General features: G+C 63.0%; 28 protein-coding genes and 1 tRNA gene. 8 read left to right on the top strand and 21 right to left on the bottom strand.

Annotated elements, in window-relative coordinates; all coding sequences use genetic code 11:
• Nucleotides 1–8: 8 nt before the first annotated feature.
• Both FIU89_RS09430 and FIU89_RS09425 read left to right on the top strand, forming a co-directional pair.
• Nucleotides 9–1,403 (top strand): sensor histidine kinase, encoded by a 1,395-nt coding sequence (locus FIU89_RS09430; protein WP_152492358.1) that lies wholly within the window; start codon nucleotides 9–11, stop codon nucleotides 1,401–1,403.
• Between the two features lie 73 nt (nucleotides 1,404–1,476).
• A tRNA-Arg gene (locus FIU89_RS09425) sits at nucleotides 1,477–1,553 on the top strand.
• A 545-nt stretch (nucleotides 1,554–2,098) separates the two neighbouring features.
• Here FIU89_RS09425 and FIU89_RS09420 read toward each other — a convergent pair.
• The 14 genes from FIU89_RS09420 to FIU89_RS09355 all read right to left on the bottom strand — a co-directional run bounded on the left by FIU89_RS09420 (nucleotide 2,099) and on the right by FIU89_RS09355 (nucleotide 12,424).
• A complete protein-coding gene (locus FIU89_RS09420) occupies nucleotides 2,099–2,839 on the bottom strand; it encodes a hypothetical protein (RefSeq protein ID WP_152492357.1) in 741 nt (246 codons plus the stop codon).
• Nucleotides 2,840–2,912: 73 nt separating this feature from the next.
• Nucleotides 2,913–3,269: a MarR family transcriptional regulator gene (locus tag FIU89_RS09415; RefSeq protein ID WP_152492356.1), complete on the bottom strand. Its 357-nt coding sequence runs from the start codon at nucleotides 3,267–3,269 to the stop codon at nucleotides 2,913–2,915.
• A 150-nt stretch (nucleotides 3,270–3,419) separates the two neighbouring features.
• On the bottom strand, nucleotides 3,420–3,755 hold the full coding sequence (locus FIU89_RS09410) for a helix-turn-helix domain-containing protein (protein WP_216647065.1): 336 nt from the start codon (nucleotides 3,753–3,755) through the stop codon (nucleotides 3,420–3,422).
• A gap of 13 nt (nucleotides 3,756–3,768) precedes the next feature.
• A complete protein-coding gene (locus FIU89_RS09405) occupies nucleotides 3,769–4,155 on the bottom strand; it encodes a hypothetical protein (RefSeq protein WP_152492354.1) in 387 nt (128 codons plus the stop codon).
• Entirely contained in the window at nucleotides 4,148–5,173 is a 1,026-nt protein-coding gene (locus FIU89_RS09400) for a phage portal protein (RefSeq protein ID WP_152492353.1), read from the bottom strand. Before FIU89_RS09400 ends, FIU89_RS09405 begins: the two co-directional genes overlap by 8 nt.
• Nucleotides 5,148–5,501 (bottom strand): hypothetical protein, encoded by a 354-nt coding sequence (locus FIU89_RS09395; RefSeq protein WP_152492352.1) that lies wholly within the window; start codon nucleotides 5,499–5,501, stop codon nucleotides 5,148–5,150. Before FIU89_RS09395 ends, FIU89_RS09400 begins: the two co-directional genes overlap by 26 nt.
• On the bottom strand, nucleotides 5,498–6,085 hold the full coding sequence (locus tag FIU89_RS09390; protein ID WP_152492351.1) for an HK97 family phage prohead protease: 588 nt from the start codon (nucleotides 6,083–6,085) through the stop codon (nucleotides 5,498–5,500). The genes FIU89_RS09395 and FIU89_RS09390 overlap by 4 nt, the downstream gene beginning before the upstream one ends.
• A 2-nt stretch (nucleotides 6,086–6,087) precedes the next feature.
• The gene (locus tag FIU89_RS09385; protein ID WP_152492350.1) at nucleotides 6,088–7,350 is read right to left on the bottom strand and encodes a phage major capsid protein; all 1,263 of its coding nucleotides are present in this window, start codon (nucleotides 7,348–7,350) and stop codon (nucleotides 6,088–6,090) included.
• The gene (locus tag FIU89_RS22930) at nucleotides 7,344–7,592 is read right to left on the bottom strand and encodes an HNH endonuclease signature motif containing protein (RefSeq protein ID WP_172978073.1); all 249 of its coding nucleotides are present in this window, start codon (nucleotides 7,590–7,592) and stop codon (nucleotides 7,344–7,346) included. The genes FIU89_RS09385 and FIU89_RS22930 overlap by 7 nt, the downstream gene beginning before the upstream one ends.
• A gap of 113 nt (nucleotides 7,593–7,705) precedes the next feature.
• Nucleotides 7,706–9,199, bottom strand: coding sequence for a terminase TerL endonuclease subunit (locus FIU89_RS09375; protein ID WP_172978072.1), 1,494 nt, complete (start codon nucleotides 9,197–9,199; stop codon nucleotides 7,706–7,708).
• Nucleotides 9,200–9,825: 626 nt separating this feature from the next.
• Nucleotides 9,826–10,377, bottom strand: a complete 552-nt coding sequence (locus FIU89_RS09370) for a hypothetical protein (protein WP_152492347.1) — start codon at nucleotides 10,375–10,377, stop codon at nucleotides 9,826–9,828.
• A 9-nt stretch (nucleotides 10,378–10,386) separates the two neighbouring features.
• On the bottom strand, nucleotides 10,387–10,836 hold the full coding sequence (locus FIU89_RS09365) for a hypothetical protein (RefSeq protein ID WP_152492346.1): 450 nt from the start codon (nucleotides 10,834–10,836) through the stop codon (nucleotides 10,387–10,389).
• Between the two features lie 23 nt (nucleotides 10,837–10,859).
• A complete protein-coding gene (locus FIU89_RS09360; protein ID WP_152492345.1) occupies nucleotides 10,860–11,084 on the bottom strand; it encodes an AlpA family transcriptional regulator in 225 nt (74 codons plus the stop codon).
• Between the two features lie 113 nt (nucleotides 11,085–11,197).
• Complete coding sequence (locus tag FIU89_RS09355; RefSeq protein ID WP_152492344.1) at nucleotides 11,198–12,424, bottom strand: site-specific integrase; 1,227 nt, start codon at nucleotides 12,422–12,424, stop codon at nucleotides 11,198–11,200.
• Between the two features lie 576 nt (nucleotides 12,425–13,000).
• On the opposite strand from FIU89_RS09355, the gene FIU89_RS09350 reads away from it, so the two are divergent.
• From FIU89_RS09350 to FIU89_RS09335, 4 genes are all read left to right on the top strand, one after another.
• Nucleotides 13,001–13,459, top strand: coding sequence for a (2Fe-2S)-binding protein (locus FIU89_RS09350; RefSeq protein WP_152492343.1), 459 nt, complete (start codon nucleotides 13,001–13,003; stop codon nucleotides 13,457–13,459).
• Between the two features lies 1 nt (nucleotide 13,460).
• Nucleotides 13,461–15,710 (top strand): xanthine dehydrogenase family protein molybdopterin-binding subunit, encoded by a 2,250-nt coding sequence (locus tag FIU89_RS09345; protein WP_152492342.1) that lies wholly within the window; start codon nucleotides 13,461–13,463, stop codon nucleotides 15,708–15,710.
• A 62-nt stretch (nucleotides 15,711–15,772) separates the two neighbouring features.
• Entirely contained in the window at nucleotides 15,773–16,825 is a 1,053-nt protein-coding gene (locus FIU89_RS09340) for an AbrB family transcriptional regulator (protein WP_152492341.1), read from the top strand.
• A 58-nt stretch (nucleotides 16,826–16,883) separates the two neighbouring features.
• The gene (locus FIU89_RS09335) at nucleotides 16,884–17,639 is read left to right on the top strand and encodes an SDR family NAD(P)-dependent oxidoreductase (RefSeq protein WP_152492340.1); all 756 of its coding nucleotides are present in this window, start codon (nucleotides 16,884–16,886) and stop codon (nucleotides 17,637–17,639) included.
• Nucleotides 17,640–17,644: 5 nt separating this feature from the next.
• Here FIU89_RS09335 and FIU89_RS09330 read toward each other — a convergent pair whose 3' ends face one another.
• Genes FIU89_RS09330 through FIU89_RS09320 form a run of 3 tightly spaced genes read right to left on the bottom strand, consistent with a single transcriptional unit; the run spans nucleotide 17,645 to nucleotide 21,052 of the window.
• Nucleotides 17,645–19,123, bottom strand: a complete 1,479-nt coding sequence (locus FIU89_RS09330; protein ID WP_152492339.1) for a carboxypeptidase M32 — start codon at nucleotides 19,121–19,123, stop codon at nucleotides 17,645–17,647.
• Nucleotides 19,120–20,259, bottom strand: coding sequence for a heme A synthase (ctaA, locus tag FIU89_RS09325; RefSeq protein WP_152492338.1), 1,140 nt, complete (start codon nucleotides 20,257–20,259; stop codon nucleotides 19,120–19,122). The genes FIU89_RS09330 and ctaA overlap by 4 nt, the downstream gene beginning before the upstream one ends.
• Nucleotides 20,260–20,308: 49 nt before the next feature.
• Nucleotides 20,309–21,052: an RNA methyltransferase gene (locus FIU89_RS09320; RefSeq protein ID WP_152492337.1), complete on the bottom strand. Its 744-nt coding sequence runs from the start codon at nucleotides 21,050–21,052 to the stop codon at nucleotides 20,309–20,311.
• Between the two features lie 127 nt (nucleotides 21,053–21,179).
• Here FIU89_RS09320 and FIU89_RS09315 point away from each other — a divergent pair, with 127 nt between their 5' ends.
• Complete coding sequence (locus FIU89_RS09315) at nucleotides 21,180–21,800, top strand: thiamine phosphate synthase (protein ID WP_152492336.1); 621 nt, start codon at nucleotides 21,180–21,182, stop codon at nucleotides 21,798–21,800.
• 20 nt (nucleotides 21,801–21,820) lie between these two features.
• On the opposite strand, the gene FIU89_RS09310 is transcribed toward FIU89_RS09315, so the two are convergent.
• The 3 genes from FIU89_RS09310 to FIU89_RS09300 form a co-directional block, all read right to left on the bottom strand.
• The gene (locus tag FIU89_RS09310; RefSeq protein WP_254701842.1) at nucleotides 21,821–22,654 is read right to left on the bottom strand and encodes a 1-acyl-sn-glycerol-3-phosphate acyltransferase; all 834 of its coding nucleotides are present in this window, start codon (nucleotides 22,652–22,654) and stop codon (nucleotides 21,821–21,823) included.
• Entirely contained in the window at nucleotides 22,651–23,418 is a 768-nt protein-coding gene (locus FIU89_RS09305; protein ID WP_152492335.1) for a GNAT family N-acetyltransferase, read from the bottom strand. Before FIU89_RS09305 ends, FIU89_RS09310 begins: the two co-directional genes overlap by 4 nt.
• A gap of 145 nt (nucleotides 23,419–23,563) precedes the next feature.
• Nucleotides 23,564–23,746: a DUF3553 domain-containing protein gene (locus FIU89_RS09300; RefSeq protein ID WP_152492334.1), complete on the bottom strand. Its 183-nt coding sequence runs from the start codon at nucleotides 23,744–23,746 to the stop codon at nucleotides 23,564–23,566.
• Nucleotides 23,747–23,774: 28 nt separating this feature from the next.
• Here FIU89_RS09300 and FIU89_RS09295 point away from each other — a divergent pair, with 28 nt between their 5' ends.
• A complete protein-coding gene (locus tag FIU89_RS09295) occupies nucleotides 23,775–24,383 on the top strand; it encodes a histidine phosphotransferase family protein (protein ID WP_254701841.1) in 609 nt (202 codons plus the stop codon).
• Here the strand turns inward: FIU89_RS09295 and FIU89_RS09290 are convergent.
• A complete protein-coding gene (locus tag FIU89_RS09290; protein WP_152492332.1) occupies nucleotides 24,370–25,635 on the bottom strand; it encodes a glutamate-5-semialdehyde dehydrogenase in 1,266 nt (421 codons plus the stop codon). The genes FIU89_RS09295 and FIU89_RS09290 overlap by 14 nt on opposite strands.
• Nucleotides 25,636–25,672 lie beyond the last annotated feature (37 nt).

Here is a 25,672-nt window from a genome sequence, read left to right as displayed (position 1 = left end):
CGGCAAAGATGGGGTTTCTGAAATCACTCTCGGGACGGTTCCTGATCCTGACCGTGGTATTCGTCATGCTGGCCGAGGTCCTGATCTTTTTTCCGTCCATCGCCCGATTCCGCGAAGATTTTCTGATGGACCGGCTGGAACGTGCCCAGATCGCCTCCCTGGCACTGTTGGCCAGCGACGAGATCTCGAACGAGCTGCAGGAAGAACTGCTGCAGAATGCCGGCGTCTTCAACGTGGTGCTGCGTCGTGACGAGGCGCGTCAGCTGATGCTGTCGGCGCCCATGCCCTCGCCCATCGTGGAGACGTACGATCTGCGCGATGCCACGCCTCTGGAACTGATCGGGGACGCCGTGACCCGGCTGGCCACGCCTGAACCCGAGATGATCCGGGTGATCGGTGATCCGTCGCAGATGGGCGGTCTTCTGATCGAAATCACCCTGCTGACGGACGAGTTGCGCGCCGCAATGCTGGATTACGGCCTGCGTATCCTGTTCCTGTCGGCGATGATCTCGGTCGTGACCGCCGCCCTGCTTTATTTTGCCGTGCGCGGCTTCCTGGTGCGGCCCATCGCCAGCGTCGCGCGGCACATGACCCGCTATGCCGAAGCCCCCGAGGACGCGAACCGGGTGATCACGCCCCGGTCCACCACCACCGAGATTCGCCAGGCCGAAGAGGCGCTGCACAAGCTTCAGACCCAGCTGACATCGTCCCTGCGCCAGCGCGAACGCCTCGCCCAGTTGGGCGGCGCGGTGGCCAAGGTCAGCCACGACCTGCGCAACATCCTGACCTCGGCACAACTTTTCACCGACCGGATCGAAATGAGCGAGGACCCGGCGGTCAAGCGCATGGCGCCCAAGCTGGTCAACTCCATCGCGCGCGCCGTGCACCTGTGCGAATCCACGCTGGCCTATGGCAAGGCCGAGGAACAGCCGCCCACCCTGGGCCGGTTCGCGCTGATCGACGTGGTGTCGGACGTCATCGAAAGCGAGCGTCTGGCCGTGGGCGACGCCGATATCAGCTTTGCCGAGGACGTGCCGACGGCGCTTGTCGTGCGCGCGGACCACGAACAGCTCTACCGCGTGATCGCCAACCTCGTACGCAATGCCCGGCAGGCCATCGTCAACAGCGGCAAGCCCGGAGAGATCGCCATTTCAGGACAGGAAACCGGCGACGCATGGCTGATCCATGTCTCCGACACCGGCCCGGGCCTGCCGGCAAAGGCGCGGGAACATCTGTTTCAGCCCTTCCATGGCGGCGCAACCAAGGGCGGCACCGGGCTGGGTCTGTCGATCGCCGCCGAGTTGATCCGCGGTCACGGCGGCACGCTGGACCTTGAACGGACCGACGACAGCGGCACGGTGTTTCGAATTTCGTTGCCCCGCGGCGGCCTGAAACTGGACTGACGGATTTTCCTCGGATTTTCCGCGCCGGCCCCCTTGCATTGCTCGGCGCTTGGGTCTAGATGCTCGTCCTCACGGACCGATAGCTCAGCTGGATAGAGTACCTGACTACGAATCAGGGGGTCGGGGGTTCGAATCCTCCTCGGTCCGCCATTTCACCCCGAATAAGCTAATAAATACAGAAGCTTACGCGATTTTCGGGGTGGGCGTTCCCCCACCATTTCCCCCAAACTTCTGAGACTAAATGGGACAAATTAGGTGATTTGCCTACGCGTGCCCGTGGGTGATTTGCCCCGTGATTCCGTGTGTCAGACCCAAATGCGCCAGAGGCGCTGTACGGCCCGCACAGGGCGGTCTCGGGGGTGCTGGTAGGCTGCCCTAGCCGGGAATGGCGAGAAGGCCCCCTGCTGGCGCTGCCAGCGCCTCCCCTGCGGCGCGGGGTGCCCGGCTCCTATGGCAAGGCCGCTGCGCGGCGGGGGTGGCGTTGCTGCGCTTCGCGCGTGTGGCGTGGGCGCTGCCCCATGGCGAAGCCGATGCCATGGAATTGAGGATACCTGCCGTAGCTGCGAACGGCGCACCGCGCCGGGTGCAGCAATGGTTCTCTCTATCTTCTGTCCTAATTATCTTGTCCCTGCCATAAAAGATAGAAAGAACCATTCAAACGTGGTTGAGATATACAGAGAAGACAATTCGGACAGTTATTGCCACGGCGGGCATTTTTGCCCGGTTTCCTGCCGGTGCGCCATGAATACGTCCAACGCCACGTGATGGAATTTCCGCAGGAAACCTAGGTTGGGGTGACGCAGGCGGCGGCCCACGTCGAATTGCTCACCCGGAAACATGCGTGCTGTAGCCAGCAGCGGGTCGGCCATGGCCTCCGGCGAAAACACGTCCTCGTCCAGACTGGCGTTGGCCACTGTCATTTCCAGCTTGGCCGCCCCCACGAAGTCGCCCCACCGCACCAGCGTGTGTGTCAGGATGCGCGGTTGCCAGCCCTCCGGCCACACCTCGGCTAGCCCGAACAGCAGACCGTACTCGCGGTGCGTCGTCATTTCGCGCTCCATGTGGGTGCGCCACTGCTTCGACAACGTGTTGGCCACCTTGCGCAGGTTCTGCCCCGTGGCGGGCTGTCCTATCCGCAGTAACGTCACCTTTTCGCGTGACATGCCGCGCGTCGTCGCCACCACCGGGGCGGTCTTGATGTAGCGCCGCAGGGTCCGGGGGTGCACCCCTACCCTGTCCGCCCATTCCTGCTGCGACAGCGGCGGTGCCCACGTGTACCCCTCGAAGCTGTAGGGCTGCGCCGCGCACAATTCGCGGATCAGGTCACACAGATGGTCAAACTTCGCCTGCGCGTCAGCGCGGAATGCCGGAGTTTCCTTCACTCGGCGGCGAATGTTCGGCTTGCGCTGACCTATGCTTTCGGATAGTGTCGTCACGTCATTTTCCTTGCTGTAACTGGAATGACCTCTTTGTTGGTGAAGGCCCGCTCATGTCCCGAGCGGGCCTTTTTCATGCGGCGTCCCTGTGCAGCAGCCGACGCACCGCCGCCAAGTCGATCTTGTAGACGAACGGCGGCGGACCCGCGTTGACCCGCTTTCCCCTGCCGTCCGTCCTGAACCGGATCACCACGCCCGCAGCCAACAGGCGGCCCAGAGCCGTTGTGACAGACGGCTGGGATAACCCGGTCTCCCTGAGAAAGTCCGTGCGTGAGATGGGCGCGAAGTACCGCAACTCGCCCAGCGTGTGATCGTGCACCACCGTCAGGCACTCAATCTCAGAGTTGCGGAACCGCCCCTTGCTGCGGAAAACCAGTTCCATGACCGCAGCCGATGCCTGCGTAAATTCCAGTGCTTTTTCCTCGTCCATATCAGCCTCCAAGCAATGCGAGAGAGGGCAGTGTAGGATAAGAGGCGCACGTAATCAGTGCTAAACATCGCATGTCCGGGTTATACTACAAACCGGCTTATCGTGTAGCACATGTTGTGTTGTAAATAAATTTACAACCTATATGTGGTGCTAGTTTTTGCGCACCCGGTGCGCTGCCTCCATGGAGTGTATGGCCGCGACAAGCACTTGCGGCAACGAAAGCTGGTACCCCACCGCCAGCTTGCGCAGCGTCGGCAGCCGTGGATTTTTCCCGACACCGGGAGCGCCCTTTTCGAGATCGTCTAATACGGACTTAGCGATACCGACACGTCGCGCCATGCTGGAACGACTGATACCAATTTGCGACCGGCGGGCCGTCAAAAGCGCGGACAGCGGGACGTTGCAAAGTAGGCTCTGCCGCCTGCCTACTAGAAGCCCGGCCACTTGCTCACCTATCCCGTGCTCCTCGGCCAGCGCCAAAAGCATTTCCTGCGCGGGATTAGGGTACTTCATCTTCCACCACGGGCGCATCGCCTGCCCAGCGTTTGACCGCCAGCCGCGTGCCCACGCCCAAACTGTCCTGCCCCAGCGCTCCGGTCACGCTGTACCACTGCCCGGTTTCGTCGCGAAGCGCGGCAGGCGTGAACGCCCACTCGGTCAGCAAGGTCACCTGCCCCTCGCCAACCTCACCGCCAAGGGTGCGATTGAGTTGGTCGGTATCTGCGAACTTAACCCGTCCGTGCACCTGCCCCTCCACGGCCACGAAGCGCCCCGCGACGGGCCGCCCGTGGGTCGCGTCAGTGGCCTGCGTGTAGAGCGTGAACAGATGGTAAGAGGGGCTGTGCTCGGCGGCCCGGATGAACGCTTGGCGGATATGGTCAGTCATCGGACCAGCCCACCAAGCGCATGGCCCGCTCCAAGTCCACGCCCGCCTTGACCAGTGCCCCCACAGACCGCGCCCGGCCTGCCGTGTCGCTGGCCATCATCGAAGCAGACGACATGCCCGTGACGCCAACCTTGGCAAATTCGCTGGCAAGCTGGCGTGCGATAGGTTCAAGGGTCTGCAAGACAAAGAGCCGGTACGCCTCGCGCATGGCCCCGGCGTTACCCTGCCCAGTGACAAGCGCAGGGGGCACCCCCGCCGCCGAAAGCACGCGTTGGTGCAGCGCGTCGGTAAAGGGGTTGATATCAGCCTTGCGAAGATCGGGGCCAAGTTCCGTGCGTGACCAGTCTTGCCTGTTGGGCTGCCCCACGTTGGTCGCAAAATCCGCCTTGGACCGGATCGCCGCCAGCGTTCCGCCAGCTTTGAGACCGCGTAATGCCGCCGAAGATTGATCTTCCGGCACACTGTCGGGAAAGGGAAGCAAGCCCCGTCCCATCCATTCCGTAGACCGACTGATAGCCGCCTCGATTTCCGCCACCAGCGACGGCGAACCACCGGCCATGACCAGCGGACTGCGGCCAACCCACGGGGTTTCAGCGGCGCTGTTGATCGTCAGCAGCAGCACCTCGTCAGCCAGCGCCTTCACCGTTTCGGTTTCGTTAGGCCGGGCAAGGTGAAGGTGGTACCTGTTCCGTCCAACGTGGTCCCAATACGCGACCCGGTGCAGGGTCAGGCTGTTGCCCTCCACCCTGACGTGCCAGCAGCTTTGCCCGCGCAAGCACAGGTCAAGGCCAATGGCGGCCAGCACGTCAGCCGTCAGCGGCCCAGCATCGGGGCTGGGGTCTAGCATGGCAAAGCCTCGCGACCAGAAGCCCGCGCACGTGGCCACGGTCGCAGACAGGGCCGCCCTGCCATCGCTTTGCAGGGTGGTCTGTCTATGCGACAGATAGGCTTCTGTTACCGCCGGAAAGGCCGCACGCTGTTCCATGTCGGGCTTAGTTTTCGTCTTGAAGGGCCACATCGGTTCCCACTCCCCAAATTACGTCACCGGCCAGCAAAATGCCCGCGCCCGACTGCTGGAAAAGCGGCCCCAAGGCTTGCCGCGTCAAAATGCTGTCCCCGGCTTGGATCACGCGAAACTCGCGCCGCGCCGGGCTGTGGATCAACTGGTACAAGGCGAGGCAACGCACCGCCTCCAGCACGTGAGCGCCCGGCGTTGCATCATCGTACACCTGCCCGGTGAAAGCCTCTGCCAGCTTCCAGCTTGCCGCAAGCACCGCCTCGGCGCGCTCGGCAGACACGCCTGCTTCCAGAGCGATTTCGGTATGGTCAATCTCTGGGTAACTCATGGCAACCACACCCCCGGCTTGTTGCGCACCGGGTGCGCGGCTTGCTGCAGTGCCCGCAGTTCGGCCTGACTGGCCTCGTATGCAGGCCGCGTGACCAGCGATAACTCGTAAAGAACCAGTGCCAGAATGGTCCTAATAAGAACTTTTGGATTGCCGGGTTCCGGGTCCAGCCGTTCGTTATCCGGCACTGCTTCTTTCGGTGGTACCCGAAAGCCCGGCGAAATTCCGGTTACAAGCCCAGCCCCCAGCATCGCCAGCGCATCACGGATGTGCGTCACGTCCTCCAACGCAGGATCAATCGTGGCGTCAAAGGTCAAAGCTTCATCGTCTGCCCGCAGCACCAGCGACCCGTTGCGGCGGGACGCTAGAGGCATGTCGAAAGAGTGCCCAAAGAGAAGGTTCACTTCGCGGTCCTCATTCCGCAACGTGAAGTCGAAAGCACCGGGCGCAATCCGCTCTTTTCTCACCCGCCCACGGTCCGCCAGCGTGGCTAACTCATTGAAATTAAAACGCCCCGCAATCACGGGCCGTTTCCCTTGGCGGCGGAGTTCAAGCCCCGCCGCCCATGTTGCCCGATTTTCCATGGTTACGCGCGGTCCTGCACGCCGGTCAGCTTGAAGTAGTGCGTGGCCGTGCGCTGAATGAGCACGTCGAGGAAGGCGAACATCGTCAACGCCACCTTGCCCGTCTTGCTCTCCGAATACGGGTCCACGATCAATTCCGGGCTGCCCCACGTGGGCACATAGGCATTGTTGGAACCGGCCCCGAAGTAGACGGTGGACGCGCCCTTGTCGGTTTCATCGCGTGCCCCACGGGCAGATACCTGGCTGGACCACAAAGTGGCAAAGCCTGCCCCTTTCAGCCGGTCCAGTTCGGACACAGCAGTGCCGCTGATCAGAGTATCCGCCAGCGTTTGGTGGACAATCGGCGCACCGGCAATGCGCACCTGCGACGGGGTGCTCAGCTTGGCGGTTTCCTGAATTTCCGTGGCCCGCAGCAGGAAGTCCGAAAAGCTGGCCACGTCGTCCAGAGCAGCCGTGCGCCCGCCTGTCAGGACAGTCTCAAAACCTGCCGGTTGTTCATCCGCCCCGGTGCCTTGGAAAATGGCAAGGTCGATGCCCTCGCGCAGCACCTCCGCCAAATCGCGGCGCAGGATGGATTGCAGGGCACTGTTTTGGCGGATTGCCTGCCGCGAAAGCAGGTAGCGGCCCGTCGCCGTATGAATGGCAGGCTGCTTCGCCGTGGTGCTGATAGCGTCCGCGTCGGCACCCTCGCCCTCCGCGACCCACGACAGGCCAGCGCCGCCGGTGATTTCCGGGAAGCTGGGAGCACCCGTCACCTGCATGACGTTCACGCCGAACCGGCCAGCGGCAGAGGTTTCAAAGAACCGCTCCAAGGCGTTCATGGTCGGGCGGCTGGCCAGTTCCCCAGACGTGCCCGCGCTGCTGTCCGTCACGGCGTCGGCGCGGGTTTCCAGCAGGCTTTCCCACGGGAAGCGCACGCCCTTCTGGCCAACACCGTGGCGGCTTTCCAGTTCCTCGTTCACCTCGGCCTCGCGCCCGCTCAACGGCTTGCCGTCCACCAGCGAACCGATAACGGCGGTCAGGTCGAAGCTGCGACACTCGCGGTCGAAGTCTGTCTGTTGCTTGTCGGGTTCGGCGATTTTTTCGCGCTCGGCTTCTTCCAGAACCAGCGCTGCGCGCAGTTCGACTTCCCCATCCTGATACGCTTGGGTCAACGAACGCATTTCGGAGCGGCCTTCTTCCGACAGTTCTTCGGTGTTGGACAGTTCGGCAAGGCGTTCCCGACGCTTGGACTGTTCGAGTTGGATAGATTGGCTTTTCAACATGGTGTTTCCTCTTGCTCGATTTGAGGTGTGATGCCCGCAGCGTCGAGGAATGCACCTCGTCCCTTTAAGGCGGTTCGGCGGGGCACACGCGCCCGCTTCTCGCGGCCCGCGTTGCGTTCCGCATTGGTCTTGGTGCTGTGGCAGGACTGGCAAAGGTACTGGCAGTTGGAGGGGTCAAACACCCCGATGCCGCAAGCGTTGATTGCGGACCGGGGCACCACGTGGTCCACGTCGCCAGCCATGCCCAGAAAGACGTTGCAATGCTCACAACGGAACGAAGCCCGATGCGCCACGAACGCCCGGACGGCGGCCCAGCGGGCAGTCTTAAGAGGGGCGGTACTTGTCCGGGCCATGGCTAAAGCACCTCCACGGTGTATTCCGGTTTGACCGCATCCCGCGCCCGCAGCATCGCGCTGCACGCCAGTACAAGACTGGAAACCACGTCTATCCGCGCCGTCTGGTGGGCACGTTGCAGCTGGCACGCTCCGGTGGTCGAAACCTTCACGTCCGCCTCCGCAAGACTGCCCTCCAAAAGCAATGAACGCTTGAGCGTGACCGCCCCGGCGATGAAAAGACGGCGCGTCGCGCGAATGTCGGCGTCGCCGTCTTTGGGGCCGGTGCCGCGATAGATGATTGGCCATGCAATGCGCGACCGCGCGAGGGCCGTTTCAAACTCCGCCTGCCGGTATCGGTCGCAGGACACCGAACGCACCGGGTGCGGGCCGACGCGCTCAATCAACTCCGGCAGAAACTCCGCCAGATCGGAGACGGAACCGCTCGTCTCAATGAGTTCCCCGGCGGCGGCGCACCTCGCCCATAGGTCCCCCACCAGATCGCGCTTGCCGCGTTCTTCAAGGGACAACGCCGCGCCGGGAAACGCCCCCAGCACCTTGATGATGCCAGAGGTTTCGTAGGCCACCGTGGCCGCTGTCATGCTGGCAGACCCGCCAAGGTCGATGCCGATATGCACCGGCTCACCGGGGATCGGTTCAGCGTCTTTACGATACGCCTTGGCAAGTGTTTCGTAGTCGATCAGCAATTCCCTGCCGGGCGTCAAAGGCATGTTGAGGTTCCACGCGCCAAAGGCAGTCATGCTGCCCGATTGCTCCGCCTTGTCGTGCGCATCCTTCATGAAACGGACAGGCTTGATGGTCCCAAGGCCGGGGTTCGCCTTCCGCCACACGGCGGGGTCCGACATGTCGTCGCCCTTGTCGGCGGCGTAGAGTATGACGCAGGTGCGCGGGTCCGGGTTGTCCAGAATGTCGTTGAAAAACGCGCCGTCGCCTCGCGTCCCAACATACAGGATTTGGCCGTCACGCGTAGCGATTGCGTCTGTCATACCGTCAACCATTTCGGTCTGGTTCTGCGATAGAAGCCCACACTCGTCTATGCAGATCAGGTCACAGTCCTGACCGTGCCCCTGCGAACGTGTGCCGGTGGATAGCAACAGCGTGGCGTTTCCGATGTAGATGATGCCCGGCTTAGGGTCCGCCCTGCGCTTCAATTCCTCCGCCCGCCCGGCGGCTTCCATAAGGTCGCGCATGGCGTTGGGCACGAACAAGGCATGGCGTTCGGACGGGGCCGCGATACTGCCCCGAAAGTTCGGCTGGTGCGCCGGGCTGTCAGGGCACATGAGCGCCAGAAACAGCGCGGCCATGAGCATGGTCTTACCCTGCTTCCGGGCGATGCTGTAAGCAATGGCCCGCCATTTGGGGGATTGCCCGTCCTTGGCGAAAAACTCGCGCAGCAGTTCCATCTGGAAGGGCTGCAACTCAAACGGCTGGCCTTGGCTGATACCGGACGGGATCACGAACGTTTTAGCCAGCCACCGGGCAACACGCACCTCCATGGGGGCACGTTTCCTGACCCTAGGGGCCATGCGCACCGGGTGCGCTATAGCGGTCGTTGCGTTCATCCTCACCCTCGCGAGAGATTAAAGAGTTCCCGTCATCCCCGCTCCGGTGTCTGGATCATGAGCGGGCCAACAGGGTTCCCTTAATGGGGTATCATATTACCACCATCAGGACGCAAGAGGTCAGAGTGATTCGCCGGAGTTTACTTCATTTTGCTATTAGAGCTTCCGAGCACTGCCGAAGTATCCAAAGCTACCCTTAGGGACCGATACGCACTCATTGCCACCCAGTGGGACCTAATGGGATTTGCAACATTGCTAAACTAATCCAAGTAAGTGTCACATGCGGTGCACACTTTGCACCACCCGCAAGTCATTGAAATATATGAATTTTCAAGGGTTTCTTTTAAGAAGATCACTCGGCGAGTAATTTTAGCCTTTTCTTCAGCCTTTATAATGGGGGATGATCTAGCTGTGAGGTTCGGGAACCACTAGATATAGTGGCCCCCGAGTTTCACTGGCAGGGGCAAGGTCCGCCCTGTTACAGCGTGGTCTCACATCCATAGCTTAGTAGCAGGGCGGACCGACCCGCAACACCAAAAGTGGAGAGTGGCAACTCCACACTATCCGGCAACTAACCTGCTGATTTCCTTCCCGACCTCTTTCCAGAACACGCCCTGTTGCTTGCCCATCTCTTTGCGCAGGCCCAGCCGGGCGCGAACCCTCACCTGCTTCTTGAGGGCGTACAGGGGCACGTCGCGCCGTCCACGCTTCTGCACGATCAACAGCACGCCGCGCGGAGAACGGATCACCCGCGTATTCCGCCATTCCCTCGCCCGGACCTTGCGCGGTGTGCCGTCGGGCTTGCGGGCCGCCTTCAAGGGAATTGTCATGTAAGTGACATTCCGAGCGCGGATCACCCCCCCGGTCTCCTGTAGGCCCAGCCCGGGCGTGAGTGTTACCTTGCCTTCCACCGCACCGGGTGCGCTGGTCACGTCGTAATCGCGCAACCGCCTTTCGCCGTCGCTGCCCTTGCGGGTGCGCTTGGCCACGGTGTCGGTGACGCTTGCCAGATACTTGTCCATGGCGCGTTCGCCAGCACGTAGCAGGGCGGCGTCATTGATGCGGTCGAAGCGCGGCGCGGTCTTGCCGCCTTTGCGTTCAATTTCCAGCATGGCAGCCCCCTACGCCGCGAACAGGTCGTTGGTGCGCGTCCGGTAGCGGACCTGAAATTCCACGGTTGCAGCCGCGCAATTGTCCATGTCGTCGGTCAGGTCGGGTCTGGTGCGTATCGGGGTGAAGCCGTTGGCCAGCTTCTTGCCGCCCGTGCCCTTGCCGCCCTCCTCTATCGTGTGGTCGCCTGTGAACGCCTTGATAACCTCGGCAGCCACGTTGTTGGCCACGGCCTGCGCCTCCTCGCCCGCCGCCAGCGGCACCGCAAACGACAGAAACAGTTCAAATGTCATCTCCTGTACGCTGCCCGTGGTCGGCGTGTAGACCTCGTCACCTTCCAGCACCGCCAGCAGGCTGCCCCGGGTCGCGTCGTAATCTTCCGGGATATCTGTCCGAACAACGCGGTCAAAAGCGACGTTCTCAAATTCGCTGGCTTCGACACGGCGGATCAGTTCGCGCACAATGCGCTCACGAATAGAGTTCATCATGCAGTCCTCCTACGGCGCACGTTGGGTGCGGGTTTTGGGCCACGGCTTTTTTCAGCCGCCGCCGCAATCGTTTGCTCGATTTCGGATTGATACCACCGGGCCATGCCGCCCAGTTTGATCGGCTGGGGCATGACGCCGCTAGACACCCACCGCCAGAAAGTGGACCGGGCGCAGCCCAGCATGGCCGCCGCGTCCTTGTCGTTGATAAGCTGGGTCTGCATCGTTTCACCCCGTTCCGTTAAAGCCGGACTGTTTTAGACGGAACGAGATGAAAAGTCAATCGTAAGGCACTGTTTTTGCTATGTAAACCAATTGGTTGACACTGCCTTGGGTGCTAGCGTCTGGCCAGTTTGATCACGTCGCCAGACTTGCCCGTGACGTATTGTGACCAGATTTCAAGCAGTTCGCGGCGGCGGTCAAAAAGGTCGGACCGCGCGTAGGCCCGTTCGGTGTCGTCACCCACCGCGTGCGCCAGCACTTTTTCCGCCACAACGCGGTCGGCGTGGGCACTCTCCCCGGCCCAGTCACGGAACGAACTACGGAACCCGTGCACCGTGAAGCCCTCGCACTTCATGCGCTTGAGCAACGCCTTGAACACCATGTCGCTGGCAACCCTGCCTTGCCGGTTTGGGAACACCACGTCGCCATGCAGGCCGCGCAGTTGCTCTACCACCGCCTTGGCTTCCTCCGTCAAAGGCACCCGGTGCGTTTCCCGTGCCTTCATGCGTTCCGCCGGGATGGTCCACACGCCCTCCTCCATGTCGAACTCCTCCCACCGTGCGCCCCGCGCCTCGCCAGACCTCACGCCGGTCAGGATGATCAGTTCCAAGCAGCGGGCCGATACGCCCTCGCGCGTGCCCAACTCTCCAAAGAAGGCAGGCACGTTTTGCCACGGCATGGCAGCGTGGTGCTTGGCCTTGCGCTTGACCGTGGGCAGCGATGCCTTGATGCCGGTCAGCGGGTTTTCGTCGTGGTAGTGCCCTGCGCCCTTGGCCCAGTCGAATATCCGGGCCAACCGCTGGCTCAGCCGTTTTGCCGTCACGTGCTTGGTGGTCCAGATCGGCTCCAACACCCGCAGCACGTCCGCCCGCGTGACGTCCTTGATGGGCAGCCTGCCCAAGATCGGCAGTGCGTACGTCTCAATGGTGGTGAACCACTGCGCCCGCGCCTTGTCATTGGATAGCGTCTCACCAATCTTCTTGTGCACCCGGTGCGCAGCTTGCCGGAACGTCAGTTGATCGCAGCGCCGTGCCCGGCGCGGATCGGTGCCCAGCCGCGCCTCTTTGCGCAACCGCCTCGCTTCCTCGCGTGCCTCGGCAAGGGAGAACAGACGGGCAGACCCAAGCCCCACGTCTATCCGCCGTCGCTGGAACGTAGTGCGCAGCACCCACGATTTTTGAGACCCGCCGTTCTTCACCCGCAGGTACAGACCCTCGCCATCGAACAGTACACCTTCCGTGGCAGCATTCACTTTTTTGGCAGTTAGGTTTCCCACCTTTTTCGTTCCCCCAAATTTTCCCCCAACAGCCGGGAGAAGTGATAAGACAGGGTGGGACAGCATGAGACTACCCACTCTAGGAATGTCTCCCAATTGGTTGACAATATTGAATATTTTAGGACAATTTGAGACTTACCGCAACGCAAATTCCGGCGCTCCTCGGTCCGCCACTTCCCCCCTTGTTGGACGTCAGGCGAAATTGACTTTTGCGTCATGTCGCTGACCCGGCTTGCGAACTGCACACGAAGACGGACCTTCGTGGACAGTGCAGAGACTGACGGGAGGAGCCCATTATTGCCATAGTTACAAAGCACCTGCGCGGAACAAGGGCAAAGCCCGCCGCACATCGCCGTCAGAAAACAACGTCCGCTTCGACCTGTATAGTGGACCCTCGCCAGCTCCACGCCCAAGGTCTGGTCTGGGTCGGAAATTCTCGGCGGTTGGGTCCGGCCTGCTTGCCACGGCCCGCTGTCATAACCCAGAAAACCGTAGCTTCGAGTCGCTTTCGCCCGGCATTCGACACCCCTCTAAGACACCCTGCGATGCACGCCTTTCAGCGCCCATGTCACGTGGCGTCGCCCTCGACATCCGACCGCATGAGTATACCCTTGCCATGATGTGTTCGGCAAAGAGGTCGCCATGAAATTGACCGTAGACGGCACGGTGCACGATATCGACGTCGCCGAGGATATGCCGCTGCTCTGGGTGCTGCGCGACCTACTGGGCAAGACCGGCGTTAAATATGGCTGCGGGATCGCCCAATGCGGTGCGTGCACCGTTCATATTGATGGCGAGGCCGTGCGATCCTGCCAGGTTCCGGCGCAGGATGTCTGGGGTGCTGTCACCACGATCCATGGGCTTGGCACTCCCGAGTCGCCCCACCCGGTCCAGCAAGCCTGGATCGAGACGCAGGTGGCGCAATGCGGATACTGTCAATCCGGCCAAATCATGCAGGCCGCGGCACTGCTGTCGGAAATGCCCGACCCGAGCGATGAGGAGATCGACGACGCCCTGTCCGGCAATCTTTGCCGCTGCGGCACCTATCCGCGCATTCGCGCCGCCGTCAGGGTCGCGGCTGCAAAGCTGAAGAACGCCTAGGATGAGCCGGGCCGGAAAAATAGCGCGCCGAAGCTTCCTTGTCGGGGCCGTGGCAGCCGCGGGGGGCGTGGCCTTTGGCGTCTGGCGCTACAGGACGCCCTACGCCAATCCGCTTCTGGCTGGTCTCAACGATGGCGAGGCGGCACTGACGCCATACGTGCTGATCCGTCCTGACGGGATCACCCTGATCACACCCCGCGCCGACAAGGGCCAGGGCGCCTACCAGGTGCAGGCCATGCTGCTGGCCGAGGAACTGGACGTCAGGCCGGATCAGGTCTCGGTCGATCCCGGCCCGCCTGACGTGGCCTATTGGAACCGGGCGCTGGCCGAGGAAACCGCGGCCTTCCTCGTTCCAGGGGACGGCCTTGCACAAGACGCGGCCGAGACGGTCGTCTCCGCCGCATCCAAGTTCCTGGGTTTGCAGATCACCGGCGGCTCCACCACCACCCCCGACGGGTTCGACAAGCTGCGGGCCGCAGGCGCCTCCGCGCGTGAGACGCTCAAGGCTGCCGCCGCCCGCGCGACGGGCCATGCGGTCGATACGCTCTCGACAAGGGATGGTGCGGTGCTGCTGCCGGACGGATCGAAGCTGGCCTATACGGATCTTGCCGCGCAGCTGGCCGAAATCGAGCCCGTCACGGATGTCGCGTTGCGACAGCCCTCCGAATGGCGGCTGATCGGTCATGCGACGCCGCGGCTGGACATGGTGGCGAAATCGACGGGAACGCAGGGTTACGGGATAGATGTCGAACTGCCGGGCATGGTTCATGCCACGGTCGTTCTGAACCCCGCGCAGAACGGGGCCCTGGGCAGTTACGACACCGGCGAAACCTTCAAGATTCCCGGCGTTCAGTCCGTGGTCGAGATCACCGGCGGGCTGGGCGTTGTCGCCGACACCACATGGACCGCCTTCAAGGGCGCACGTGCTCTGGCCGTAAGCTGGCCAGACGGCCCGGTGCCGCCGAACATGGACGATCACTGGCAAGCCTTGTCGGACAGTTTCGACGACGACGCCCTGGACAGCCGCAAACGCGATGACGGAGACGTCGAAGCAGCGATTGCCGCGCGCGCTGGCAACGTGATCGAGGCCGAGTACCGTGCGCCCTACCTTGCCCACGCGCCGCTGGAGCCCGTCAATGCGACCGTCCGCGTCGACGAGGATTCGGTCGAGATATGGACAGGGACGCAGATACCGCGCTTCGTTCTGGCCAATGTGGCGCGGATCACTGGCGTTGCGGAAGAGAACATAACTCTCAACGTGCAGATGATCGGCGGAAGTTTCGGCCACCGGCTCGAAGATACAGTGGTCAGGCACGCCACCGAGATCGCGATGGAGATGAGGGGCACCCCGGTCAAGCTGACCTATTCGCGAGAGGAAGACATGACCCATGACTTCCCGCGCCAGATCGCGATGGGCAGAATGCGCGGCACCGTGCGCGACGGCCGCGTCGAGGCGTTCGAACTTGGCATCGCCATGCCCTCGGTCATCCTGTCCCAGATGGCACGGCAGGGCCAAAGCGTGCCCGGCCCCGACAGCCAGATCGTGGCCGGGGCGTTCGAGCAGCCTTTCGCCCTGCCCCATCAACGCGTGACGGGCTACCGTGCTCCGCTCTTGGCACCGATCAGTTCCTGGCGGTCGGTCGGTGCCTCCACGAACGGGTTTTTCTACAATGCGGGGCTGGACGAGCTGATCCATGCCGCAGGCGCCGACCCGCTGGAAGAACGGCTTCGGCTTTGTAACGATCCGCTGGCCCGCGCAGTGCTGGAGGCCGTGGGAGAGATGAGCGACTGGACAGGCCCCAATCTCGGCGATGGCGTGGGCCGGGGCGTGGCCTTCACCAAGTCCTTCGGCGTGCCTTGCGCCGAGGTGGTCGAGGTCGAAACGACGCAATCCGGCCTGCGAATCCGCCGCGCCTGGGTCGCTGCCGAAGTGGGCACGGTGGTCGATCCGCTGAATTTCGAGAACCAGGTCGCCGGCGGTGTCATATTCGGACTGGGCCACGCGATGAATTGTGAAATCACCTATGCCGACGGCCGCGCCGAACAGCAGAATTTCGACAGCTTCCAGGCGATGCGCCTGTACCAGACGCCCCGGATCGAGGTGCGCGGCCTGGAAAACGGCGACAGAGTGCGCGGCGTCGGCGAACCGCCGGTACCACCCGCCGCCCCGGCCCTGGCGGCGGCCATTTTCGCCGCCACCGGCACGCGCCTGCGGGAAATGCCGTTCAGCAAGTTCGTCGATTTCGCGTGACGCATAAGCGGCGAATGTGACGACGCCTTGCCGTTCCCCGCAGAGGGTGGTTCAAGGGGCTCATGCACTCCCTGCTGACCACGTTCATCCTGCTTGCGCTGGCCTGTGTCGCGGCATTCGCGGCACAGGCCATGGGGTTTCCGCTGCCCTTCATGATCGGCCCACTGGCGCTGTCCGGGGCTGTCGCGACCATTTTTTCCACGCGCTTGCCAACGGGTTATCGGTTTCCACCGCAGCTCCGGCTGGTGTTCATCTCGATCATCGGTCTGATGATCGGGGCGCAGGTGACGCCGGACCTTTTCGGCGAGGCGTCGCGCCTGGCGATTAGCTTTCTGGCACTGACGCTGTTCGTGGTCGTGGCTCATGCCTACGGATATGCCATCCTGCGGTTCATCGGAGGATATGATCGCCCCACCGCCTTTTACGGCTCGGCCCCCGGAGGTCTGTTCGAGTCGATCGCCCTGGGCGAGGAAGCTGGCGCCGACCCCGCCCGCCTGACCTTGCAACAGTTTCTGCGAATCATCTCCGTGGTCACGCTGTTACCGATCGGCCTGTCGCTCTGGGTCGGGCACCCGGTGGGCAGTTCTTCGGGCGTCACGCTGGCCCGGGGCGACGTGCCGTGGCAAGCGTTTCCCTGTATTGCCGTCGCCGGCGGGACGGGTCTTGCCCTTGGCCAGTTGCTTCGATTGCCGGCCAAGCAATTGACCGGGCCTCTTGCGGTGGCGGCGCTCTTGTCGCTGACCGGGCTGTACCATGTCGATGTGCCGCAATGGCTGGTGAACGTGGCGCAGATCGTTGTCGGAACAGCCCTTGGCATGCGATTTTCGGGATTGTCCGGCGGGCTGGTCCTGCGCGGGATTGGGCTGACGATATTGTGCGTCGGCGGGATGATGGGGCTTGCGATCATCTTCGCTCTGGCCCTGATGCAAGCGCTTGACCAGCCTTTCGATGTCTTGCTGATCAGCTTTGCCCCGGGAGGTGTCACCGAGATGTCCCTCGTGGCGCTCAGCCTGTCGGCCAATCCGGCTTTCGTGACGCTGCACCACATCTTTCGTATTCTGATCACCGTCGTGAGCCTGGGACTGAGCGCCAGCTTCCTGCGCCGCAAGCTTTGACAGCGCGGGTGTTCTGGATTATCTGAACGGCTGTTCATTTCAAAGTTCCGGAGGCCCCATGCAGATCACTGAAACCGCCGCGATCATCACCGGAGGCGCCTCGGGCCTGGGCGAAGCGACGGCACGGCATTTTCGCGCTCATGGCGCCCAGGTGACGCTGCTGGATCGCGACGCTGATCGCGGAGCGGCGGTGGCAGCCGAAATCGGCGCGGCTTTCGCAGAGACGGACGTGACGGATGAGGCCTCGGTCAAGGCTGCCATTTCCACCGCCAAGCGCGAGATGGGGCGCATCACCGCCGCCGTCAATTGCGCCGGCATCGCCACCGGGGAAAAGACGCTGGGCCGCGAGGGTCCGCACAGCCTGGACGGATTCCGCCGGACGATCGACATCAACCTGATCGGAACCTTCAACGTGGCCCGGTTGGCCGCCGAGGAAATCGCGCAGAACGCTGCGGCCCCGGACGGCACGCGCGGCGTGATCATCAACACCGCGTCGATCGCCGCCTACGAAGGCCAGAAGGGCCAGACCGCCTATGCCGCCTCGAAAGGCGGCATCGTGGGATTGTCGGTCCCCATGGCGCGGGACCTGAGCCGCGCCGGTATCCGGGTGATGGCAATTGCCCCGGGCATATTCGCCACGCCCATGCTGAAGGGACTGCCGCAGGACGTGCAGGACGGGCTGGCGCAGGATGTCACCTTTCCCAAGCGGCTGGGCGACCCGGACGAATACGCGTCGCTGGCGCGCTTCATCGTCGAATGCGATTATCTCAACGGCGAGGTCATCCGGCTGGACGGCGCGTTGCGGATGCAGTGAGGGTATCAGCCGCCTGCAAGCGCACCGAACTTGGTTTCCAGATAGCTCATCAGGGGCGCGGCAGACGGGGCGGCACCACAGGCGCGCGTGATGACGTCCTTCGGCTCGAATCGGCCCCCATTCCGTTGAACCCGCTCTTTCAGCCAACCCGTCGCCGCAGAGAGGTCCCCCACGGACAGTTGATCGTCCAGATCGGGGACATCCCGGCGCAGCGCCTCGTGCAGGCAACCGGCATAGACATTGCCCAGGCTGTAAGTCGGGAAATATCCGAAGAGGCCCACGGACCAATGGACATCCTGCAACACGCCATGTGAGGGCCGGTCCACGTCATACCCGAAATCGCTTTTGAAACGGTCGTTCCAGGCCGCCTCTAGGTCCTCGACCTGAAGGTCATCTGAAAACAGTGCCCGCTCGAGATCAAACCTCAGCATGATATGAAGGTTGTATTGAACCTCGTCGGCCTCGGTCCGGATATAGCCGCGATGGACGCGGTTCACGAGCGCATAGAACGCGTCCTCGTCCGCCACGCCGAAGTCTCCGAAGACGTCGCGCATCTGTCCGTAAAGATACCCGCAGAAGGCACGGCTACGGCCCAGCTGGTTCTCGTAAATCCGGCTTTGGCTTTCATGCACGCCCATCGACACGCCCTGCCCCGCCGGGGTCAGCAGGAAGGTCTCGTCGATGCCCTGTTCGTAACAGGCGTGACCGACCTCGTGGATCGTGGAATAAATGCAGTTGAACGGATCGTCCTCTACGGTGCGGGTGGTGATGCGGACGTCGTCGCCCGAGCCGCTGGAAAATGGATGCACCGCGCGGTCGATACGCCCGCGCGTCAGGTCGTAGCCGAACGTGCGGGCCAATTCCTGACCGAGAACCATCTGTTTATCCATGTCGAACCTGGCCGACAGGGGCGCCACGGGGGGTGCGGTCAAGGCACGTTCCCGTAGCGCGACCAGCCCGGGCCGCATCTCGTCGAAGATTCGCGCGAATTCGGCCGCCTTGCCGTTAGGCTCGAAATCATCGACCAGCGCGTCATAGAGATCGCCGCCCTCTGCCAGTGCAGAAGCCTCTTCGCGCCGCAGTTTGACCACCTCGGCCAGCGTGGGCAGGAATGCGGCCACGTCGTCATTGGCGCGCGCCTCGGCCCAGATGCCCTGGGATCGGCTGGTCAGTCGCGCGAGGGCCGTGGCGAGTTCGGACGGCACCTTGACCGCGCGATCGTAGCTGCGTCGGATCAAGCGCAGCTGCGCGGCGCCGTCCTCGTCAGGCGCGACGGCCTGTTCCAGCCACTCGCCAACCTGCGGGTTTGTGCGCCGCGCGTGCAGGACGCTTTCCATCGCACCGCTTTCCTCGGCCCGCTGTCCTGCGGCCCCGCGCGGCATGACGGTTTCCTGGTCCCAGCCCAGCCGCCCGGCGATGCGGGCTAGCGCCTGGGTTTCACGCTCATAGGCCATGAGCGAGTCGTATGCGGTCGGCAAGCTCATCCGCGCACCGATCGCACGACGGGGTACTGGCTGAGGAAGCGTGCTCTGAGGATAAGAACCCACAAAATCACGGCGAGAACCTGGTGCGTGATCGCCAGTTGCCAAGGCGCGATGTAGAGGACGGTCATGATCCCCAGAACGACCTGCAGGACCAGCGCGAGAAACGCGAAATTGAACGCCCCGCGCGTCAGGGCATGGGCAGAGCGGCGCCCTCGTAACCAGACCACGAGACCGAAGGCCAGCAGCAGGTAGCCGGTCATGCGATGCATGAACTGGACCAGGCCGGGGTTCTCGAAGAAGTTCCTGATCCCAAGCTCGGGCATCCAGAAATCGACCGGCAGGAAGCCGCCCGCCATAAGCGGCCAGTCGGTAAAGGTGCGGCCCGCGTCAATTCCCGCCACAAGGGCACCGATCAGGATCTGCAGGAAGGCGAAATGCAGCCAGCCGGTGGATAGGCCGAACAGCTTGCCTTCCCGGCTGCGCCGGGCCTGCATCAGTTCACGCTCTTCGCGGCCAAGGCACATCACGTACCATGCAATGAAGCCCAGGATCACAAAGGCCAGCCCAAGATGCACGGCCAACCGATAGCTGGCCACGTCTAGCATCTGGCCCGTCAGGCCCGAACTGACCATCCACCAGCCGATCGCACCCTGAAGCCCGCCAAGCCCTCCCAATAGCAGCAAGCGGCCCGCCCAGCCGGGCGGGATTTTTCGCGTGACCAGGAACACCAGGAAACCCAACGCCCAGACGAGTCCGATCACGCGGCCCAGTTGCCGGTGCCCCCATTCCCACCAATAGATCGTCTTGAACTCGGACAGGCTCATGCCCTTGTTCTGAAGCTGATATTCGGGGATCGCGCGGTACTTTTCGAACTCGGCCTCCCATGTGGCGGCGTCCATGGGGGGCAACGCGCCGGTGACGGGTTTCCATTCGGTGATCGACAGACCGCTGTCGGTCAGGCGTGTCAGCCCGCCCACGGCGATCATCACCACGACCAGTGCGAAGAGCAGCATCAGCCACAGCCGCACCGCGCCCCGCGCCCCGCGGCGACCTGCGTCTATCATGCCGCCTCGCGGCGTCTCCCGCGGGACATCGGCGTCGGACACCTCTTGGAAAATGCTGCGTTTTTCGCTCATGCTCCGCCCCCTTCAGATGGCGCGAAAGTAATCCGCGCCGCGCCGCGCTTCAACCGCGCTCCTTCCATCGCACCATTTGCCGCAGCACCCCGTGAAGCATCTGCACATCCGCGCGCGTCAGGGCCATACGGCTCCACATGTTGCGCAGATTGATCTTCATACCGCGGGCCTTGGCCTCGGGAAAGAAAAAGCCTGCGTCCTCGAGGCGTTCTTCATAATGCGACGAGAGGGCCTCGATCTCCTGCTGGTTGGCCCATTCGGTGCCGGCCATGTCCACGCGCGTAGCCTCGACCGCCTCCGAGGCGCGACGCCACTCGTACCCGCACAGCAAAACGCATTGCGCCAGGTTCAAGCTGGGAAAGTCCGGATTCACCGGCACGCTGATGATCGCATTTGCCCGCGCCACGTCCTCGTTTTCCAGCCCCGCGCGCTCTGGCCCGAAGAGGACCGACACACGCTCGCCGCGCGACAGGCGGCGGGCGGCCTCTTGCATCGCGCCTTCCGGGCTGAGGACGGGTTTCGTCAGGCCGCGTACGCGCGCCGTCGTGGCCATCACGAAGGTGTCTTCCTCGACCGCGGCCGCGAGGTCGGGGACCAGCCGCGCCTCGTCCAGCAAACGTCCCGCGCCGCTGGCCATTGCCACGGCTTTCTGGTTGGGCCAGCCATCGCGCGGGGCGACGACCACCATCCGGTCAAGACCGAAATTCCACATTGCACGGGCCGCGGCCCCGATATTCTCGCCCATCTGCGGGCGCACCAACACGAAACGCGGCTGCATCTTGTCGTCCCTCATCCAGACCCTCCACAGGCCCTGCCATAGTCGACGCGGTGACCACGGAAAAGCGTAAACCGGCGCAATCGCGACCCGTAGACGCTTGTTCGAATCCCGGTTATAGGGGCAAAAACAGGACGACAAGACCATGGCCGAGCCCGAGCAGCCCCAGATTTACCTGATCACCCCGCCAGAAATCGAACTGGCGCGATTTCCGCAGGCCCTGAGCCGGGTTCTGGACGACCACGAGATCGCCTGTGTCCGCCTTGCACTTTCAACGCATGACGAGACGGCGCTGTGCCGTGCGGCCGATGCCTGCCGCGAGGTGGCCCACGCCCGCGACGTGGCCATCGTGATCGACACGCATTTCGTTCTGGCTGATCGTCTGGGACTGGATGGTGTTCACCTGACAGACGGTGCGCGCACCGTGCGCAAGGCCCGCAAGGAACTGGGGACGGACGCGATTGTGGGCGCTTTTTGCGCCGCGTCACGGCACGAGGGCATGAGCGCGGCCGAGGCCGGCGCCGACTATGTCAGTTTCGGGCCGGCGGGTGTGTCCGCCCTGGGCGACGGGTCGCAGGCGGAGCCGGAGCTTTACGAATGGTGGTCGCAGATGATCGAGGTGCCTGTCGTCGCGGAGGGCGCGTTGGACAAGGCCACCATGGCGCATCTTGCCAGCATGACGGACTTTTTCGGTATTGGCGAGGAAATCTGGCGCGAAGATGATCCCAGTGCCGCGCTGGCCAATCTGATCGCAGCCGGGGCCTGACCCGGATCAGGGGGCTGCAGTCATCCGGGCAAAGCGCTTTCCGGGGGCATGGCACTTCTGACCCGAGTCTCCAGGGCTTGGGCCAGTTTCTTGCGGTCGGGAAAATCGCTGATCCTGAGCGGCTCGTGATAGATCACCCGCACGCCGCCTTGGGGAAAGCGCGACAGGACCTGCACCATATGCGGACCGAGATCCATGTCGCCCCACCAGCCGTAGAAGCGCGGCTCCTCGACGCCATCGGGAGCGATATAGACGACGGTGACAGGTTGAATGCGCATCCCGGTTTCCAGATCCGCAAACGCCGCAAACAGGCTGGATTTGAAAGGCAGCACGCGCATTCCGTCAGTCGAGGTGCCTTCCGGGAAGAACAACAGTTTACGCCCCGCGTCCAACTCGGCCTTCAATTGGTTACGTTGGGCATCGGCCTGCCGCGGGTTGCGATTGATGAACACGGTGCCGACCAGTCGGGCCAAAAAGCCGATACCGGGCCAGCCTGCCACTTCCGCCTTGGACACAAAAGTGATCGCCTGACCCGCCCCGAGCGCGAAGATATCCATCCAGGACGCGTGGTTGGCCACGACCGCCCCGTGATCGCGCATCGGCTGGCCTTCGCGAAGGTAGCGCAGGCCTATGATCCGCAACCCGGCCCAGATCGCCCAGCGTTGCAACCAGGCAGTCAAGGGACGGCGCCGGTCGAAGAAATAGGGCTCAATCAAGCGCAGGATCAGCACTACAAAGACGCCAGGCACAATGATCGCGGCCAAAACGATCAGACGGAGCGCGAGGATCAGCCAGCCAATCGGGTGGACCTTCGCCATCTTCGCAGGCTGTCGCGATTCCCAGGTCGGGCTCACAGGTCGGCTCCTTTCGAATAGATCGCCTTCTGCCGTGCGTTGAGCCGCCCGGTATCCATCACGAGGCACACGTCGGTTGTATTGAAGGTTTCGTCGATGAAAGCGCCGTCACCCACGAAACCGCCCAGTCTGAGATAGGCCTTGATCAGCGCGGGCACCTGCAGCATCGCCGCGCGCCGGTCGATCTGGTCTGCGGGCACGAGGTCCAGCGGTTGGTAGTGTTCCGCCACGGTGCGGACCCGCAGGGCCTCGGGCGCGAGATGCCTGTGATGCAGAAGCGAAAGCGGCTGTGCGAGTTTTGCCGGATCGGTGCCGTGAAAGCTGGCGACGCCGAACAGGATCTCGATGTCATGCTCGGCCACGTACCGCGCGAGCCCGTTCCACAGATGGTACATCGCGGCGCCGCCGCGATACCCTTCCGCCAAGCAGGAGCGGCCAAGCTCCATTATACGCCGCCCTGATCGCTTGAGAACCGAAAGGTCGTATTCATCCTCGGAGTAGAATTGACCGGCCTTGTCTGCCTGGTCATCGCGCAGGACGCGATAGACCCCCACGATCGCGCCGCCACGGGAATCGTCGGACAACAGAAGGTGGTCGAAATGCGGGTCAAAACGATCGCGCTCCAGCTTCGCTTCGTGATCCACGAGAGGACCGTCACCGCCAAGTTCGGAGACGAAAACATCGTATCTCAGGCGTTGTGCCGCCTGCAGATCGGCCTCGTCCCGGGCCAGCCTAACGGTGAAGTGCACATCGCGAGTATACATCAGGGTCCTGCTCAGAATGGCTGCGCGGGTTTTAAGGTGTTTCCGCCCCGGGCTGCAACCACAACAGACCGTTGGCGGCTCTTGCCTGCCGAGCCACGCGGACTTGCGATGTTCCCAAGACGTGTTAACGTTCCAGTAACCAAGATCATGGTTCAGTGATGGGCAGCAACTCAATGCGGGAGCCGTCAATAACAACCTTACCTACATCCTGGAAGTTCACGGTGATCTTGCCACCGATATTCGATTGGACTTGTCCGGTTCCCCAATCCGGCTGATCGGGGTGGACGACAAGCATACCGGGTTCGAGGATGCTGTTCAGATCGGACATCGGTGGACTCCGCGGGAAAGGATACGACTTGGTCAGTGATACCAACGCCATCGCCGCATTGATAGGCTCTCGGATCTGCCACGACCTCATCAGTCCGATCGGCGCTGTCAGCAACGGCATCGAACTGCTTGAACTTTCCGGGGCCGCCGCATCGCCCGAATTGGCGCTGGTTGTTGACAGCGTGGCCCATGCCAATGCCCGCATCCGGTTTTTCCGCCTGGCCTTCGGTGTCGCCAGTCCGGATCAGGACACCGGCGCCGAGGAGGTCAATTCGATTCTTCACGACCTCCACGCGGATGAGCGGACGGTGATCGACGCGTTTCCACCCGGTCATTATCCGCGGCGCGAAGTCAGGGCGGTATTGCTTGCCCTGCTCTGTGCCGAACAGGCGGTGCCCTACGGCGGTCGGATCACGATGACGCTTTCGGACGAAGGCTGGCTCGTGCGGGCGACGGCGGACCGGATGAACTCCGATCCGGAGTTGTGGGACCTGTTGAACGGCACGCAGGGCACGGCATTGCCGGCGCCCGCTCATGTCCAGTTCCTGATCCTTCCGGCGGCGGCCTGGGATGCGCGGCTCGACTGCTCTGCCAACCTGACCGACGAGGCGGCCGAGGTCCGGCTCAGGCGCGCGTAACCCCGTCGCCTTCAACCAGATATTTGAAGCTGGTCAGTTGCGTGGCGCCAACGGGACCGCGGGCGTGCATCTTTCCGGTTGCGATGCCGATCTCCGCGCCCATGCCGAATTCTCCACCGTCGGCGAACTGCGTCGACGCATTGCGCATGAGAATCGCGCTGTCCAGTTCGGCAAAGAAGCGCTCCGCCGCGGCATCTTCTTCTGTGATGATGCAATCCGTATGCTGGGACCCGTATTTCCTTATGTGTTCAATGGCTTCCGACAAGTCTTTCACCTGTTTTGCGGCCATGACCATCGCCAGAAACTCGAATCCCCAATCCGTATCGTTGGCCGGAACGGTGCCCGAAACCGATTGCAGCGCGGGATCTGCACGCACTTCCACCCCCTTTTCGAGAAGTGCCCGGATGACACCCTGTCCGATCGTGTTGGCGGCCTCTTCGTGGACCAGCAGACACTCTGCCGCGCCGCAGATCCCCGTGCGGCGGGTCTTGGCGTTCATCACGACGCGCAGCGCCTTTTCCGGGTCGGCGTCCTTGTCGATGTAGATATGCACGATGCCCTCGAGATGGGCAAAGACGGGAACCCGTGCCTCGCGCTGCACGAGGCCGACCAGTCCCTTGCCGCCGCGCGGTACGATCACGTCGATCGTGCCGGTCATCGTCAGCATGGCCTGGACGGCAGCCCGGTCACGGGTGGGCACAAGCTGGATGGCGTCCTCGGGCAGGTTGGCCTCTTTGAGCCCTTCGACGAGGCAACGGTGCAGCGCGCCCGAGGAATGAAAACTCTCCGAGCCGCCACGCAAGATCACCGCATTGCCGGATTTGAGACATAAGGCGCCCGCGTCCGCCGTCACATTGGGACGGCTTTCGTAGATCACGCCGATCACGCCCAAAGGCGTGCGGACACGGCGAATATGGAGGCCGTTGGGACGATCCCATTCTTCGATCACCTCGCCCACGGGGTCTTGTTGCGCCGCGACGGCCCTCAGCCCATCGCAAATCGCCCCGATGCGGGTTTCGTCGAGCATGAGCCGATCCATCATGGCATCCGAAAGACCTTTCTCCGCGCCGAAGGCGAGGTCCTTGGCATTTGCCTCGAGGATATCTGCGCGATTGTCCCAGACCGCTTGCGCCGCCGAGGTCAGCCCAAGCGCTTTCGCCTCTGGCGACGCCGTTGCCAGCACCACCGCCGCCGCCTTGGCGCGCTGGCCGATCTCTTCCATCACAGCCGGAATGTTCTCGAGGTCTTTCATCGCTTCACCTGTTCGTTCGTACCGAAACTATCAGCAC

The sequence above is a fragment of the Roseovarius sp. THAF27 genome (assembly GCF_009363655.1).
Lineage (GTDB): Bacteria > Pseudomonadota > Alphaproteobacteria > Rhodobacterales > Rhodobacteraceae > Roseovarius.
This window is presented reverse-complemented; position numbering and strand designations above follow the sequence as displayed.

Coding starts and splice junctions, on each gene's coding strand:
- FIU89_RS09315 (WP_152492336.1), top strand. CDS start 21,180: ATGGCCGAGCCCGAGCAGCCCCAGATTTACCTGATCACCCCGCCAGAA.
- FIU89_RS09385 (WP_152492350.1), bottom strand. CDS start 7,350: ATGTTGAAAAGCCAATCTATCCAACTCGAACAGTCCAAGCGTCGGGAA.
- FIU89_RS09360 (WP_152492345.1), bottom strand. CDS start 11,084: ATGCAGACCCAGCTTATCAACGACAAGGACGCGGCGGCCATGCTGGGC.
- FIU89_RS09405 (WP_152492354.1), bottom strand. CDS start 4,155: ATGACTGACCATATCCGCCAAGCGTTCATCCGGGCCGCCGAGCACAGC.
- FIU89_RS09290 (WP_152492332.1), bottom strand. CDS start 25,635: ATGAAAGACCTCGAGAACATTCCGGCTGTGATGGAAGAGATCGGCCAG.
- FIU89_RS09320 (WP_152492337.1), bottom strand. CDS start 21,052: ATGAGGGACGACAAGATGCAGCCGCGTTTCGTGTTGGTGCGCCCGCAG.
- FIU89_RS09300 (WP_152492334.1), bottom strand. CDS start 23,746: ATGTCCGATCTGAACAGCATCCTCGAACCCGGTATGCTTGTCGTCCAC.
- FIU89_RS09355 (WP_152492344.1), bottom strand. CDS start 12,424: ATGCTGTCCCACCCTGTCTTATCACTTCTCCCGGCTGTTGGGGGAAAA.
- FIU89_RS09415 (WP_152492356.1), bottom strand. CDS start 3,269: ATGGACGAGGAAAAAGCACTGGAATTTACGCAGGCATCGGCTGCGGTC.
- FIU89_RS09395 (WP_152492352.1), bottom strand. CDS start 5,501: ATGAGTTACCCAGAGATTGACCATACCGAAATCGCTCTGGAAGCAGGC.
- FIU89_RS09345 (WP_152492342.1), top strand. CDS start 13,461: ATGAGCCGGGCCGGAAAAATAGCGCGCCGAAGCTTCCTTGTCGGGGCC.
- FIU89_RS09370 (WP_152492347.1), bottom strand. CDS start 10,377: ATGCTGGAAATTGAACGCAAAGGCGGCAAGACCGCGCCGCGCTTCGAC.
- FIU89_RS09400 (WP_152492353.1), bottom strand. CDS start 5,173: ATGTGGCCCTTCAAGACGAAAACTAAGCCCGACATGGAACAGCGTGCG.
- FIU89_RS09375 (WP_172978072.1), bottom strand. CDS start 9,199: ATGGAGGTGCGTGTTGCCCGGTGGCTGGCTAAAACGTTCGTGATCCCG.
- FIU89_RS09410 (WP_216647065.1), bottom strand. CDS start 3,755: ATGCTTTTGGCGCTGGCCGAGGAGCACGGGATAGGTGAGCAAGTGGCC.
- FIU89_RS09335 (WP_152492340.1), top strand. CDS start 16,884: ATGCAGATCACTGAAACCGCCGCGATCATCACCGGAGGCGCCTCGGGC.
- FIU89_RS22930 (WP_172978073.1), bottom strand. CDS start 7,592: ATGGCTGGCGACGTGGACCACGTGGTGCCCCGGTCCGCAATCAACGCT.
- ctaA (WP_152492338.1), bottom strand. CDS start 20,259: ATGAGCGAAAAACGCAGCATTTTCCAAGAGGTGTCCGACGCCGATGTC.
- FIU89_RS09330 (WP_152492339.1), bottom strand. CDS start 19,123: ATGAGCTTGCCGACCGCATACGACTCGCTCATGGCCTATGAGCGTGAA.
- FIU89_RS09350 (WP_152492343.1), top strand. CDS start 13,001: ATGAAATTGACCGTAGACGGCACGGTGCACGATATCGACGTCGCCGAG.
- FIU89_RS09305 (WP_152492335.1), bottom strand. CDS start 23,418: ATGTATACTCGCGATGTGCACTTCACCGTTAGGCTGGCCCGGGACGAG.
- FIU89_RS09340 (WP_152492341.1), top strand. CDS start 15,773: ATGCACTCCCTGCTGACCACGTTCATCCTGCTTGCGCTGGCCTGTGTC.
- FIU89_RS09430 (WP_152492358.1), top strand. CDS start 9: ATGGGGTTTCTGAAATCACTCTCGGGACGGTTCCTGATCCTGACCGTG.
- FIU89_RS09390 (WP_152492351.1), bottom strand. CDS start 6,085: ATGGAAAATCGGGCAACATGGGCGGCGGGGCTTGAACTCCGCCGCCAA.